Here is a 13,438-nt window from a genome sequence, read left to right as displayed (position 1 = left end):
CCGGCCCGGGCGGACCGGCGGAAGCCAAGGACCCGGCCGGCCCGGGCGGACCGGCGGAAGCCGGGACACCGGCGGGAGCCGGGAGGCACGGCCGCCGGGGAGTCGGCGGACCGACGGAGGAATGGCCGGCGGGGGCGGGGGCAGGAGGCACGGCGGCCGGGGCCGTCGGGCCACGGCAGCCTCCCGGCTCCCGGCTCCCGGCTCCCGGCTCCCGGCTCCCGGCTCCCGGCTCCCGGGACAGCGAACGCCTCCGCCCGCACCGGGCGACGCTCCCCGCCCGGCCGGGGCGGCGGGTGCCGCGGGCCCCCGCTACTCGACGCCGATGAGGAGCAGGGCGCTCTGGCGCCCGCCCCGGTACACGACCGTGTCGACGGCGAGGTACGACTCCCGGACCCGCGCCTCCAGGTGGGCCGCGATCGTGGCGGGGGCCGCGTCCCCGAGCACGAGCGTGACCATCTCACCGCCCGCCGCGAGCATCCGGTTCAGGATCAGGTCGGCCGTGGCCGTGACGTCGTCGCCGATGACGGCCACGTCGCCGTCTATCAGCCCGAGGACGTCACCGGCCTGGCAGATGCCCGCCATGGTCCACGACTGCCGCTCCGCGACGACGACTTCGGCGTACCGCGTGGCTCCCGCGGCCGAGGTCATCGAGACGACGTCCTCGTCGAACCGCCGCCCTGGTTCGTGCACGGCGAGCGCGGCGATCCCCTGCACCGCGGAACGCGTCGGGATCAGCGCCACCCTGACGCCCTCGGTGCGGGCCTGCTCGGCCGCTGCCGCCGCCGTGTGCCGCAGATCCGCGTCGTTGGGCAGCAGCACGACCTCCCGGGCGTGCGCCCGCCTGACCGCCTCGACCAGCTCACCGCTCGCGGGCGGCTCGCCGGGGCGCGCGAGGACCGTGGTCGCCCCGGCCTCCGCGTAGAGCCCCGCCAGACCCTCGCCCGGCACGACGGCCACGATCGCGCGCTGGATCCGCTCCCGGACCGGCCGCCCCGCCGCGGCGGCCGTGTGCGCGTCGCCGAGTCCGAAGTGGGTGATCCGGATGCGGTGCGGGCGTCCCGCCTCGACACCGGCCTCGACGGCCGCGCCCGCGTCGTCGACGTGCACGTGGATGTTCCACAGGCCGTCGCCGCCGACCACGACGAGAGAGTCGCCGAGCGCGTCGAGGCGGGCCCGCAGCCGGTCCACGGCCGCGTCCTGCGCCTCCAGGAGGTAGATCACCTCGAAGGCGGGCCCCTCCGGCACGGGCGTCCCGTCGGAGCACTCCTCCACCGCGCCCGCGGGACCGGCCGGCTCCGGGGAGTCGTCGCGCGCGCCCGCGGGTGTCCCGACCCGGCCGGCGCGGACCTGCCGGGCGAGCACGGGTACGCCCGCCGAGGCCGGTGCCTCCCCGGTGAACGTCTCCACCAGCGCGGCCAGGACGGCCACGAGCCCCCGGCCGCCGGCGTCGACCACACCGGCCCGCTCCAGGACCGCGAGCTGCCCCGGGGTCGCCGCGAGGGCCGTACGGGCGCCCTCGTACGCGGCCCGTGCGACCGTCCCGCAGTCCCCGCCCGCGGCGGACGCCGCGTCGGCGGCCGCGGAGGCGACCGTGAGGACAGTGCCCTCCACGGGGTGCGCGACGGCCCGCCGGGCCGCGTCGGCGGCGTGGCGGAACGCGAGCCCGAGACCCGGTCCGTCGGTGTGCGCGGTGTCGCCGTCGGCCGCCAGGACCTGGGCCATGCCCCTCAGGAGCTGCGCGAGGATCGTGCCGGAGTTGCCGCGGGCCCCGATGAGCGCGCCGTGCGCCATGGCCCGCACGGCGTCGGCGAGCGTCGGCCGCCCTCCCGGGGCACCGGGCCCGCCGGGCTCCGGAGGCCCGGACGCAGCGGGTCCGCCCGGTACGGACGGCCCGCCGGGGAGCCGCGGGTCCCCCGCCACTGCCGCGTGCGCCGCGAAGACCGCCTCGACCGCGGCGGCCGCCGACTCGACGGTCAGGTAGAGGTTGGTGCCGGTGTCCCCGTCGGCCACGGGATAGACATTGATCGCGTCGATCTCCTCGCGGGCCCGGCCGAGGGCCTCCAGCGCGAGACCGCACCAGGCGCGTACCGCGGATGCGTCCAATGTCTGCGGCACCTGCGGCACCTGCGCCTCCTTGAGCAGCCGAACGTCCGACGCAGCGTAGACCCCGGGCGGGTGTCCGCAGGAGGAGGCCTCGGGGAGGCAACCGGTCGGAACATGGTAGTTTCGTTGCACGGACGCAGTCGTTGTATGCTGCTCCGGTTGCCCGATCCCATCGGGCCTTCCTCCTGGCACCGCCACTCAGATCCTAGATCCTGATCCCGGCATGCCGGGATCATCCGTAAGAGCATCTGAAGTCTTTGGAGTGACCCGTGGCTGCCAACTGCGACGTCTGCGGCAAGGGGCCGGGCTTCGGCAACAGCATCTCGCATTCCCACCGCCGTACGCCCCGTCGCTGGAACCCGAACATCCAGCGCGTCCGTACCGTGGTCGGCGGGACGCCGAAGCGCGTGAACGCTTGCACCTCGTGCATCAAGGCCGGCAAGGTCTCGCGCTGACGATCTGCCAGCGCGCGGCCACTGCTGGTTCGCTGCTTTGAGCCGGTCCACCTCGGTGGGCCGGCTTTCTGCTGTGCCCGGGACGCACCGGTCCGTCCGCGGACCCACGCGCACTCCCCCGTGCGCCCCCGGCACGCACCGGAGGCCGTGACCACCGCTCGGCTCCCGGGTTCGGAGCACCCGGCTCCGGGCGCCCGCCGCGTCCCGGGATTCGCCGCTCCCGGCGCTCAGGACCGGAAGCGCCACCCGTGGTCCACCGGTCCGATGCCGCCCCCGAGCGCGAACCCGGCGGCGATCGCCCCGGTGACGTACTCCTTCGCGGCCGCCGCCGCCTCCGGCACCGGGCGGCCCTTCGCCAGTTCCGACGCCAGCGCCGAGGCGAGGGTGCAGCCCGTGCCGTGCGTGTGCCGGTTGTCGTGGCGCGGCGACCTCAGCCAGAACTCCGCCGACCCGTCCGTCAGCAGGTCGACGGCGTCCCCCGCCAGATGGCCGCCCTTGATCAGCGCCCAGGCCGGCCCGTAGGACAGCACGGCCCCGGCCGCGCGCCGCATCCCGTCCTCCGACTCGACCCGTACGCCTGTGAGCTGCGCCACCTCGTCGAGGTTCGGCGTCGCCACCGTCGCGACGGGCAGCAGTCGCTTCCGTACGGAGTCCAGGGCGGAGGCGGCGAGCAGCGGGTCCCCGTGCTTGGAGACGCCGACCGGGTCGACCACGCAGGGCACGTCCGTGCCCGCGATCAGCTCGGCCACCGCCTCGACGAGTTCGGCGGAGGCGAGCATGCCGGTCTTGACCGCGTCGACACCGATGTCGTCGACGACGCTGCGGTACTGGGCGCGCACCGCGTCCACCGGCAGTTCCCAGGCCCCCTGCACACCCAGTGAGTTCTGCGCGGTGACGGCGGTGAGCACGCTCATGCCGTGCGCGCCGAGCGCGAGCATCGTCTTGAGGTCCGCCTGGACTCCGGCGCCGCCGCCGGAGTCGGAGCCCGCGACCGTCAGCACCCGGGGAGGCGCGGCGCTCATGACTCGATGTCCGCGAAGTGGTCCCAGCCGCCCTTGCTGGTCCACGGCGCCCCGTCCACGGTGACCTGCGGCAGCGCCGACGGGTTGAGCACCTCGCCGATCACCTTCCACCGGGCGGGCAGCTTCACGTCGGGCGGGAACGTCGCGACGATCGCGTGGTCCTCGCCGCCGGTCAGCACCCACTGGATGGGGTCGACTCCGACGGCCTGCCCGATGTCGTTCATCTGGGTGGGGATGTCGACGGCCCCGGAGCGCACGTCGATGCGCACCTTGCTGGCCTCGGCGATGTGCCCGAGGTCGGCGATCAGTCCGTCGCTGACGTCCGTCATCGAGGTCGCGCCGAGACCGGCCGCCGCGGGGCCCGCGTGGTACGGCGGCTCCGGGCGCCGGTGCGCCTCGACGAAGGCGCGCGGCGAGCGGAAGCCGCGGGAGAGCACCGCGTGCCCGGCGGCGGACCAGCCGAGCCAGCCCGTCACGGCCACCACGTCACCGGGGCGGGCCCCGGCCCGCGTCACCGGCTCGTGGTTGCGCAGGTCACCCAGCGCGGTGATCGCCACGGTGATCGTGTCGCCGCGTACGACGTCGCCGCCGACCACGGCCGCGCCGGCGACCTGGCACTCGTCGCGCAGGCCGTCCATCAGCTCGGAGGGCCAGGTGGCGGGCAGTTCGGCCGGGACGACCAGCCCGAGCAGCAGCGCCGTCGGCACGGCGCCCATCGCGGCGATGTCCGCGAGGTTCTGCGCGGCAGCCTTGCGCCCGACGTCGTACGCCGTGGACCAGTCGCGGCGGAAGTGCCGCCCCTCCAGGAGGATGTCGGTGCTCGCCACGACCCTGCGGTCGGGGGCGGCCACCACGGCGGCGTCGTCGCCCGGTCCGACGCGGACCGCCGGAGTGGTGGTGAGCCGCGAGGTGAGCTCCTTGATGAGCCCGAACTCCCCCAGCTCGCCCACGGTGCCCTTCATCGTCGTACGTCTCCTTCTGTTCCTGCGTCCGCCCGGTCGCGGGCCGCCTCCGACCTGGGTACGGTCGAGTCGACCGTCAACGTCTGCACTGCTTGCACCCCAACGCGCGAGCCGCAGCCCCCGTGGGTCTCCCCGCGGCGTGCGGCGACGCGATACCGTGGCGTTCCTTTTCCCCACATGATCCTCGTGGCCGCCCTGGAGGTTCCGTGGTACAGGCGTACATCCTGATCCAGACGGAGGTCGGCAAAGCGTCGACCGTCGCCGACACGATCAGCAAGATTGCGGGGGTGATCCAGGCCGAGGACGTGACAGGACCGTACGACGTGATCGTGCGGGCCCAAGCCGACACCGTCGACGAACTCGGACGCATGGTGGTCGCGAAAGTCCAGCAAGTGGACGGCATCACGCGAACGCTGACCTGCCCGGTCGTGCACCTGTAGCCCCCGTCTACCCTTTGCCGGTGGACTTCTTCCGTCACCGGCACATCTCTCGCCTCGGGCCGCCCGCCCTCGTTCTGCTGATCGCGGCCACTGGCTGCTCCTCAGCAGACGACAACTCCACCACCGCGGTTCCCAGCCCGGACACGAAGGTCTCGGAGCTGTGCCGGAACCTGGACAAGGAGCTGCCGCAGAAGGTGGACGGCCTGGGCCGGAAGGATCCCGAGCCCCGGTCCGCCCTGACCGCGGGCTGGGGAAGCCCGGCGATCATACTGCGCTGCGGTGTCGAGCGACCGCCCAAGATGGCCGATCCCGAGGTCGCCGAGGGCAACGACCCCGACGCGGTGCCGGGCGGCGTGAACGGCGTCGACTGGCTCATGGAGAAGCGGGACGCCGGGGCGTACCGCTTCACCAGCGCCAATCGCCGCGCGTACGTCGAGGTGACCGCGCCCGCGGGCAGGGACGCCTCGTCCCTGCTCGTCGATCTGGCCCCGGCCATGAAGAAGGCGATCCCCGAGGGGATCGCCGACTAGCACGCCCCTCGAAGGGGCGGAGCGGGCCGCCTCGTCCGGGCGGCCCCTCGCCTCGCGGAACCGGGCTAGCGCAGTCCCGTCGGCCGGCGCAGCGCCGCCTGGATGAGGCGGTCCACCAGCTCCTGGTAGCCCACGCCGGTCGCCTCCCACATCTTCGGGTACATGGAGATGGGCGTGAAGCCGGGCATCGTGTTGATCTCGTTGATCACGAACTCCCCGTCCTCGGTGAGGAAGAAGTCCGCGCGGACCAGGCCCTCGCAGGACGCGGCGTCGAAGGCGTCCACCGCGAGCCGCCTGACCTCGGCGGTCTGCTCGGGGGTCAGCGGGGCGGGCACGAGACCGGGGGTCGAGTCGATGTACTTCGCCTCGAAGTCGTAGTACGCGTGCGACTGCACCGGCGGGATCTCGGCCGGTACGGAGGCCCGCGGTCCGTCCTCGAACTCCAGGACGCCGCACTCGATCTCGCGGCCGCGCAGCAGCGCCTCGACGAGGATCTTCGGGTCGTGGTGCCGGGCCGCCTCGATCGCCTCGTCGAGGCCGCCCAGGTCGTCGACCTTGGTGATGCCGATCGACGAGCCCGCGCGCGCGGGCTTCACGAAGAGCGGCCAGCCGTGCTCCCCCGCGAAGTCGATGATCTTCTTGCGGGCGGCCGAGGGGTCCTGCTCCCACTCGCGGGGGCGGATGACCTCGTAGGGGCCGACCGGCAGGCCGAAGGAGGTGAAGACGCGCTTCATGTACTCCTTGTCCTGGCCGACGGCCGAGGCGAGCACACCCGCGCCGACGTACGGGACACCGGACAGCTCCAGCAGTCCCTGGAGGGTGCCGTCCTCGCCGTAGGGGCCGTGCAGCAGCGGGAAGACGACATCCACCTCGCCGAGCGCCTTCGGCACCGAACCGGGCTCGCTGTAGACGACCTCGCGGTTGGCGGGGTCGACGGGCAGGATCACTCCGCCCTCGTGCGACTCCGCGAGCTGCTCCACGTTCGGCTGGCGCCGGTCGACGATGGCCATCCGCTCGGGCTCGTCCGCGGTGAGCGCCCAGCGGCCGTCCTGTGTGATGCCGATCGGCAGGACGTCGTACTTCGTCCGGTCGATGGCACGCAGGACCGCGCCGGCGGTGACCACGGAGATCCCGTGTTCGGAGCTGCGGCCGCCGAACACGACGGCCACACGCGGCTTGCGGAGCTGCTGCTCGGTGCTCTGGGGGAGGTTCTCGGTGCTCATATCGCGTTGAGAGTACCCGGTGGCAGGCACCGAGTCAGCGTCCGCGGGCCCCGGTCGCCCGGCGTCGCGCGGACGGTCGCTCAGCGTCGTCCGGACGGTCGCTCAGCGTCGCTCGGGCTTGGCGCTGCGCGACATCAGCTCCTTCAGGGCGACCACCGGGGGCTTGCCCTCGTGGACGATGCCGACGACCGTCTCGGTGATGGGCATGTCGACTCCGTGCCTGCGCGCCAAGTCCAGTACGGACTCGCAGGACTTGACGCCCTCGGCGGTCTGCCGGGTGACCGCGATGGTCTCCTGGAGGGTCATGCCCCGGCCGAGGTTGGTGCCGAAGGTGTGGTTGCGCGAGAGCGGCGAGGAGCAGGTCGCCACCAGGTCGCCCAGCCCGGCGAGTCCGGAGAACGTCAGCGGGTCGGCGCCCATGGACAGGCCGAGCCGGGTGGTCTCCGCCAGCCCGCGGGTGATGAGCGACCCCTTGGCGTTGTCGCCGAGTCCCATGCCGTCAGCGATGCCGACGGCGAGGCCGATCACGTTCTTCACGGCGCCGCCGAGTTCGCAGCCCACCACGTCGGTGTTGGTGTACGGGCGGAAGTACGGGGTGTGGCAGGCCGCCTGCAGCCGCCGGGCGACCTCGCCGTCGTCGCAGGCGACCACCGCGGCGGCCGGCATGCGGGCGGCGATCTCGCGGGCCAGGTTGGGTCCGGTGACCACGGCGACCCGGTCGGCGCCGACCTTGGCGACGTCCTCGATCACCTCGCTCATCCGCATCGCCGAGCCGAGTTCGACGCCCTTCATGAGCGAGACCAGCACGGTGCCGGGAGCGAGCAGCGGCACCCACTCCGCGAGGTTCCCGCGCAGCGTCTGCGAGGGCACGGCGAGCACGGTGAAGTCGGCGTCGCGCGCGGCCTCCGCCGCGTCGGTGGTGGCCCGCAGGTTCTCCGGGAGCTCGATGCCCGGCAGGTAGTCGGGGTTGGTCCGCGAGGAGTTGACGGCGTCGGCGAGTTCGGCCCGCCGCGCCCACAGCGTCACGTCGCAGCCGGCATCGGCGAGAACCATGCCGAAGGCCGTGCCCCACGATCCGGTCCCGAAGACAGCCGCTTTGACGGGTCCACCGGATGTCGTCACTTGCCGCGCTCCTTCTCGTGCTCCGCGTCCGCCGTCAGCTCCCGTGCTTCCCGCTCGACCTGGGTCAGCGACCTGCGCCGCTGCTCGATGCGCACCTGGCGCGGGTCGAACGGTGTCGCGGGGGCCTTCTCTCCGCGGATCAGCTCCAGCTGGGCGGTGATCGCCGCCATGATGACCTCGGTGGCCTCCTTGAGGAGTTCGGGGGTCATCTCCTTGTCGTAGAACCGCGCCAGGTCCACGGGCGGGCCCGCGAGCACCTGGTGCGTCTTGCGCGGCAGGATGTCGGGCTTCTTCGCGTACGGCGGCAGCAGCAGGTTGGCGCCCCACTGGGCCACCGGGATCACCGGGCACCTGGTCTCCAGGGCCACGCGCGCGGCGCCCGTCTTGCCGGTCATCGGCCACATGTCGGGGTCGCGGGTGAGGGTCGCCTCGGGATAGAAGGCGACGCACTCGCCGCGCTCCACGGCGTCGATCGCGGCACGGTAGGCGCTGAGCGCGTCGCTGCTCTCGCGGTAGACCGGGATCTGGCCCGTCCCGCGCATGGCCGCCCCGACGAAGCCCTTCTTGAAAAGGCCGCTCTTGGCGAGGAAACGCGGCACCCGGCCGGTGTTGTACTGAAAGTGTCCGTACGCGAAGGGGTCCGCGTGGGAATTGTGGTTGACCGCGGTGATAAATCCACCCTCAGCCGGAATGTTCTCCATTCCGCGCCAGTCCCGCTTGATCAGAACCACCAGCGGCGGTTTAACGAGGACCGCTGCGAAGCGGTACCAGAAGCTGATTCTGCGGCGGGGCACGCGGGCACCTTCCTCTTGGGCCTGGGGGGCCGCACAAGTGTCGCTCCAGGCCGACTGTCTGTCGAGAACACCGTACGCCCGCCCGTCTCCGGCCACCGCCCTCCCTGACGCCGGACCTTCGGGGCCGCCACGTCACAATATGTGCGACAAGGGAGGGACGGAGCACTCGTGCGGTGGACCTTGGTCATACCTCTGAAGGCCCTGGCGCGGGCGAAGAGCAGGCTCTCGGACACGGCCTCGGACGGTCTGCGTCCCGGCCTCGCCCTCGCCTTCGCGCAGGACACCGTGGCCGCGGCGCTGGCCTGCCCGGCCGTCGGCGATGTGGCCGTAGTCACGGACGACCCGCTCGCCGGACGCGAGCTGACCGCCCTGGGTGCCCGGATCGTCCCGGACGAGCCGGGAGGCGGCCTGAACGCCGCCCTGCGGCACGGGTCCGCGGTCGTACGCTCCCGGGGGCCCCGGGGCCCGCTGGCGGCGCTGAACGCGGACCTGCCGGCACTGCGCCCACCGGAATTGGCGCGTGTCCTGGCCGCGGCGGCCGAATTCCCGCGCGCTTTCCTGCCGGACGCCGCCGGAATCGGAACAACTCTTCTGGCCGCCTCCGCCGGTCTGGAATTGCTCCCCGCATTCGGCGCGGACTCCCGGGCCCGCCACCGCGCCTCGGGCGCCGCGGAACTCCTGCTGGACGCCGTGGATTCCGTACGCCAGGACGTCGACACCGGCGAGGACCTGCGCGCCGCCCTGCTCCTGGGCGTGGGCCCGCACACGACCCAGGCGGTGAAACCCCTCAACGCCCTCTGACCACCCGCGCCACCAGCCCTTCAGGACCGCGAGGAACGGCGCGAGCACCCCCGCACCATCGAACCCGCCACCCCTCAGGGGCGCGGGGAACGGCGCGAACAACCCCCGCACACCCGCACAGCCCCGACAAGGGCCACCCACCCCCACCCCCCGAGCGGAGCGCATACGCTTTCGGCATGCAGGCGACCGCGTACACGTACGACCCCGAGACCCGCAGCGGACAGGTGCTGCTCGACGACGGCACCCCCGTGCCCTTCGACGGACCGGCGTTCGACAGGGGCGGCCTGCGGCTGCTCCGTCCGGGGCAACGGGTGAGGATCGAGACGGACGGCGAGGGCACGGCACTGCGGATCACCCTGGTGACGCTCCAGACGTTCTGAGGAACGCCGCGGGCCGGGCTCCCCAGAGGGAGCCCGGCCCGGCGCGTGAGTACCCCGACGGCCTCGGCCTACCGACGGGCGGTGGCCTTCTTGGCGGTGGTCTTGCGAGCGGCCGACTTCTTGGCCGGCGCCTTCTTGGCGGCGGCCTTCTGCGCCGGGGCCTTCTTGGCCGTCGTCTTCTTGGCCGTGGCCGTGGTCTTCTTCGCGGTGGCCGCGGTCTTCTTCGCCGTCGTCTTCTTGGCGGTGGCGGTGGTGCGCTTCGCCGTCGTCTTCTTGGCGGCGGCCGTGGTCTTCTTCGCGGCGGCCGTGGTGCGCTTCGCCGCCGCCTTCTTGGCGGTCGTGGCCTTCTTGGCCGCGGCCTTCTTGACCGTGGCGGAGGCGCCGCCGGAGAGGCTGCCCTTGGGCGCCTTCTTGACCGCGACGTCGTTCTTGGGGAGCTTCTTCGAGCCGCTCACCAGGTCCTTGAAGCCCTGGCCCGCGCGGAAGCGGGGCACGGAGGTCTTCTTGACCCGAACGCGCTCGCCGGTCTGCGGGTTGCGGGCGTAGCGGGCCGGACGGTCCACCTTCTCGAAGGAGCCGAAGCCGGTGACCGAGACCCGGTCACCGCCGACAACTGCACGGACGATCGCGTCCAGTACGGCGTCGACCGCGTCCGCGGCCTGCTGACGCCCGCCGACCTTGTCGGCAATCGCTTCTACGAGCTGCGCCTTGTTCACGTCTTCCCCTTCGGAGACATTGCCAGAACGAAAGTGTTCAAGCTTTTTCGCACGTTAGGCAGATATATACCGCAAATCAAACACGAAACGGGCTAATCACCCTTGTGCCGCAACGAACTCGGGCTGCGGGGAAGTCCCTCAGCGTTCCTCTTCGGGGAATCGGCCCTCGTCGAGGTCCGTCGTGAACCGCTCCAGCCGCCTTGTCGCGTCGGCGAGATCGTGTTTGGCCGCGGCCGTAATGACCAGCAGCTTCCGGGTCAGCGCCATCCGTACGCCCTCCGGGACTTGCAGTGCGCGCACTGTTGTGTGCGCTTCCTTGAGTTGGGACGCGACCGCCGCATAGAGCTCGAGTTGGCCGTCGTGTTCCATGCACAGATTGTGCCATCTGGGGCGAGTTGTCGCCTGCGCAGGGGGTAACTACCGCCTCCCCAGGGCCTCCTGCGCACCTGCCCGCCAGGCTCCGCCTCCGCTCGGCTACCCCACCAAGCACCGTTGAAACAAGGGCAGTTGAAGCCAAACAAAGGGGCCGGAACACCCCTTTCGGAGCCGGACACAGATGTACCCCCAACCGTCCACGATTGGGGGTACAGAGGCCTGTTGCGGCGGCTGGGATCAGCCGCGCGGAGGGCCGTTCCGGCCGGGACCGGCGCAGTCCGCGGTCGCCGGGGAGGTCAGACCTGGACGGTCCGCGGCTTGTGCGAGGGCCGCTTGGCCTCGTACGCGGTGATGTCCGCCTCGTTCTGCAGGGTGATGGAGATGTCGTCCAGCCCGTTCAGCAGCCGCCAGCGGGCGTTCTCGTCGAGCTCGAAGGCCGCCGTGATGCCCTCGGCGCGCACCTCGCGCGCCTCCAGGTCGACCGTGATCTCGGCCTGCGGATCCCGCTCCGCGAGTTCCTGCAGCGCGTCCACGATCTTCTGCTCCAGAACCACCGTGAGCAGGCCGTTCTTGAGCGAGTTGCCGCGGAAGATGTCGGCGAAGCGGGACGAGACGACGGCCTTGAAGCCGTAGTTCTGCAGCGCCCACACGGCGTGCTCGCGGGAGGAGCCCGTACCGAAGTCGGGGCCAGCCACCAGGACCGTGGCGCCCTCGCGCTCGGGCTGGTTGAGGATGAACGACGGGTCCTTGCGCCAGGCCTCGAACAGCCCGTCCTCGAAACCGTCCCTGGTCACCTTCTTGAGCCAGTGGGCGGGGATGATCTGGTCGGTGTCGACGTTGCTGCGGCGCAGCGGGACGGCCCGGCCGGTGTGCGTGGTGAATGCTTCCATGGCTCTCAGACTCCAGCGGGCGTACGGGCGGCGGGCGCGTCGGACAGGTCGGCCGGCGAGGCCAGATGGCCCAGTACGGCGGTCGCCGCCGCGACCTGCGGCGAGACGAGGTGCGTGCGGCCGCCCTTGCCCTGCCTGCCCTCGAAGTTGCGGTTCGAGGTGGACGCGGAGCGCTCACCGGGGGCCAGCTGGTCGGGGTTCATGCCCAGACACATCGAACAGCCCGCGTGCCGCCATTCGGCGCCCGCCTCCTTGAAGACCACGTCCAGGCCCTCGGAGACGGCCTGCAGACCGACCCGCGCGGAGCCGGGGACCACCAGCATCCTTACGCCGTCGGCGACTTTGCGGCCCTCGACGATCGACGCGGCGGCGCGCAGGTCCTCGATGCGGCCGTTGGTGCACGAACCTACGAAGACGGTGTCCACCTTGATGTCGCGCAGCGGCTGCCCGGCGTCCAACCCCATGTATTCCAGGGCCTTTTCGGCGGCGAGGCGCTCCGAAGCGTCCTCGTACGAAGCAGGATCGGGGACGGACGCCGAAAGCGGCAGGCCCTGCCCGGGGTTGGTGCCCCAGGTGACGAACGGCGAGAGCGCGGCGCCGTCGATGACGACCTCGGCGTCGAATTCCGCGTCCTGGTCCGTCCTCAGGGTCTTCCAGTACGCGACGGCCGCGTCCCAGTCCTCGCCCTCGGGCGCGTGGGCGCGGCCCTTGAGGTAGGCGAAGGTGGTCTCGTCCGGCGCGATCATGCCCGCGCGGGCCCCGGCCTCGATCGACATGTTGCAGATGGTCATCCGGGCCTCCATCGAGAGCTTCTCGATGGCCGGGCCGCGGTACTCCAGGATGTAGCCCTGGCCGCCGCCGGTACCGATCCTGGCGATGATCGCCAGGATCAGGTCCTTGGCGGTGACGCCGTCGGGCAGTTCGCCGTCGACCGTGATGGCCATGGTCTTCGGGCGGGCCAGCGGCAGCGTCTGGGTGGCCAGCACGTGCTCGACCTGGGAGGTGCCGATGCCGAACGCGAGCGCGCCGAAGGCGCCGTGCGTGGAGGTGTGGGAGTCGCCGCACACGACCGTCGTGCCGGGCTGGGTCAGGCCGAGTTGCGGCCCCACGACGTGCACGACGCCCTGCTCGACGTCGCCCAGCGAGTGCAGGCGCACGCCGAAGTCGGCGCAGTTCTTGCGCAGCGTCTCCAGTTGGGCCCGGGAGACCGGGTCCGCGATGGGCTTGTCGATGTCGAGGGTCGGGGTGTTGTGATCCTCGGTGGCGATGGTGAGGTCGAGGCGGCGCACCGGGCGCCCCGCCTGACGCAGACCGTCGAAGGCCTGCGGGCTGGTCACCTCGTGCAGCAGGTGCAGATCGATGAAGAGGAGGTCGGGCTCGCCCTCGGCGCGCCGGACGACGTGGTCGTCCCAGACCTTCTCCGCGAGTGTCCTACCCATCGCTTTCCCTCCGGCCGGCTTGTGTGGCGCCGGCCCAACTAGAGATTTACGGGGCGGTGGACGTCCGTTACCCCTCGTACCGGACGTCGTCCGCCGGGCCCGTTGGTCCGCGGGCCACTGTGTGTACAAGGGTGGCGCGTTCCACCGGAAATTGAACTTGCGTTTCACAGAGTGAGACGCGAGTAT

At 72.1% G+C, this 13,438-nt stretch carries 15 protein-coding genes; 5 read left to right on the top strand and 10 right to left on the bottom strand.

The genetic code is table 11. The annotated features are described in order from the left end of the window. Positions 1-309 precede the first annotated feature (309 nt). Positions 310-2,124, bottom strand: coding sequence for a DAK2 domain-containing protein (locus IE265_RS22175; protein WP_190037402.1), 1,815 nt, complete (start codon positions 2,122-2,124; stop codon positions 310-312). Positions 2,125-2,372: 248 nt separating this feature from the next. On the opposite strand from IE265_RS22175, the gene rpmB reads away from it, so the two are divergent. Next, a complete protein-coding gene (gene rpmB / locus IE265_RS22170) occupies positions 2,373-2,558 on the top strand; it encodes a 50S ribosomal protein L28 (RefSeq protein WP_073491182.1) in 186 nt (61 codons plus the stop codon). Positions 2,559-2,785: 227 nt separating this feature from the next. Here rpmB and thiD read toward each other — a convergent pair whose 3' ends face one another. Beyond that, the gene (thiD, locus tag IE265_RS22165; protein WP_190037401.1) at positions 2,786-3,580 is read right to left on the bottom strand and encodes a bifunctional hydroxymethylpyrimidine kinase/phosphomethylpyrimidine kinase; all 795 of its coding nucleotides are present in this window, start codon (positions 3,578-3,580) and stop codon (positions 2,786-2,788) included. Beyond that, positions 3,577-4,542 (bottom strand): thiamine-phosphate kinase, encoded by a 966-nt coding sequence (locus IE265_RS22160; protein WP_190037400.1) that lies wholly within the window; start codon positions 4,540-4,542, stop codon positions 3,577-3,579. Before IE265_RS22160 ends, thiD begins: the two co-directional genes overlap by 4 nt. 206 nt (positions 4,543-4,748) lie before the next feature. Here IE265_RS22160 and IE265_RS22155 point away from each other — a divergent pair, with 206 nt between their 5' ends. Both IE265_RS22155 and IE265_RS22150 read left to right on the top strand, forming a co-directional pair. Further along, positions 4,749-4,982, top strand: coding sequence for an Lrp/AsnC ligand binding domain-containing protein (locus IE265_RS22155; RefSeq protein WP_173263517.1), 234 nt, complete (start codon positions 4,749-4,751; stop codon positions 4,980-4,982). A 20-nt stretch (positions 4,983-5,002) separates the two neighbouring features. Further along, positions 5,003-5,512 carry a DUF3515 domain-containing protein gene (locus IE265_RS22150; protein ID WP_190037399.1) on the top strand — a complete coding sequence of 170 codons (510 nt, stop codon included), beginning with the start codon at positions 5,003-5,005 and terminating at the stop codon, positions 5,510-5,512. A 65-nt stretch (positions 5,513-5,577) separates the two neighbouring features. Here the strand turns inward: IE265_RS22150 and IE265_RS22145 are convergent, their stop codons facing one another. The 3 genes from IE265_RS22145 to IE265_RS22135 form a co-directional block, all read right to left on the bottom strand. Further along, on the bottom strand, positions 5,578-6,735 hold the full coding sequence (locus IE265_RS22145; RefSeq protein WP_190037398.1) for a D-alanine--D-alanine ligase family protein: 1,158 nt from the start codon (positions 6,733-6,735) through the stop codon (positions 5,578-5,580). Positions 6,736-6,837: 102 nt separating this feature from the next. Beyond that, complete coding sequence (locus tag IE265_RS22140) at positions 6,838-7,857, bottom strand: NAD(P)H-dependent glycerol-3-phosphate dehydrogenase (RefSeq protein ID WP_190037397.1); 1,020 nt, start codon at positions 7,855-7,857, stop codon at positions 6,838-6,840. Beyond that, complete coding sequence (locus IE265_RS22135) at positions 7,854-8,651, bottom strand: lysophospholipid acyltransferase family protein (RefSeq protein ID WP_190037396.1); 798 nt, start codon at positions 8,649-8,651, stop codon at positions 7,854-7,856. Before IE265_RS22135 ends, IE265_RS22140 begins: the two co-directional genes overlap by 4 nt. 168 nt (positions 8,652-8,819) lie before the next feature. Between IE265_RS22135 and cofC the strand changes: the two genes are divergently transcribed. Further along, a complete protein-coding gene (cofC, locus tag IE265_RS22130) occupies positions 8,820-9,452 on the top strand; it encodes a 2-phospho-L-lactate guanylyltransferase (protein WP_190037395.1) in 633 nt (210 codons plus the stop codon). A 176-nt stretch (positions 9,453-9,628) separates the two neighbouring features. Beyond that, the gene (locus IE265_RS22125; protein WP_190037394.1) at positions 9,629-9,832 is read left to right on the top strand and encodes a hypothetical protein; all 204 of its coding nucleotides are present in this window, start codon (positions 9,629-9,631) and stop codon (positions 9,830-9,832) included. Positions 9,833-9,900: 68 nt separating this feature from the next. Here IE265_RS22125 and IE265_RS22120 read toward each other — a convergent pair whose 3' ends face one another. The 4 genes from IE265_RS22120 to leuC all read right to left on the bottom strand — a co-directional run bounded on the left by IE265_RS22120 (position 9,901) and on the right by leuC (position 13,252). After that, positions 9,901-10,548, bottom strand: coding sequence for an HU family DNA-binding protein (locus tag IE265_RS22120; protein ID WP_190037393.1), 648 nt, complete (start codon positions 10,546-10,548; stop codon positions 9,901-9,903). A gap of 138 nt (positions 10,549-10,686) precedes the next feature. After that, on the bottom strand, positions 10,687-10,917 hold the full coding sequence (locus IE265_RS22115; RefSeq protein ID WP_190037392.1) for an SCO5555 family protein: 231 nt from the start codon (positions 10,915-10,917) through the stop codon (positions 10,687-10,689). Between the two features lie 302 nt (positions 10,918-11,219). Then, positions 11,220-11,813 carry a 3-isopropylmalate dehydratase small subunit gene (gene leuD / locus IE265_RS22110; RefSeq protein ID WP_190037391.1) on the bottom strand — a complete coding sequence of 198 codons (594 nt, stop codon included), beginning with the start codon at positions 11,811-11,813 and terminating at the stop codon, positions 11,220-11,222. A gap of 5 nt (positions 11,814-11,818) precedes the next feature. Beyond that, entirely contained in the window at positions 11,819-13,252 is a 1,434-nt protein-coding gene (leuC, locus tag IE265_RS22105; protein WP_190037390.1) for a 3-isopropylmalate dehydratase large subunit, read from the bottom strand. Positions 13,253-13,438 lie beyond the last annotated feature (186 nt).

It is taken from the genome of Streptomyces fructofermentans (genome assembly GCF_014651055.1).
In the GTDB taxonomy this organism is placed as follows: Bacteria; Actinomycetota; Actinomycetes; order Streptomycetales; family Streptomycetaceae; genus Streptomyces; species Streptomyces fructofermentans.
This window is presented reverse-complemented; position numbering and strand designations above follow the sequence as displayed.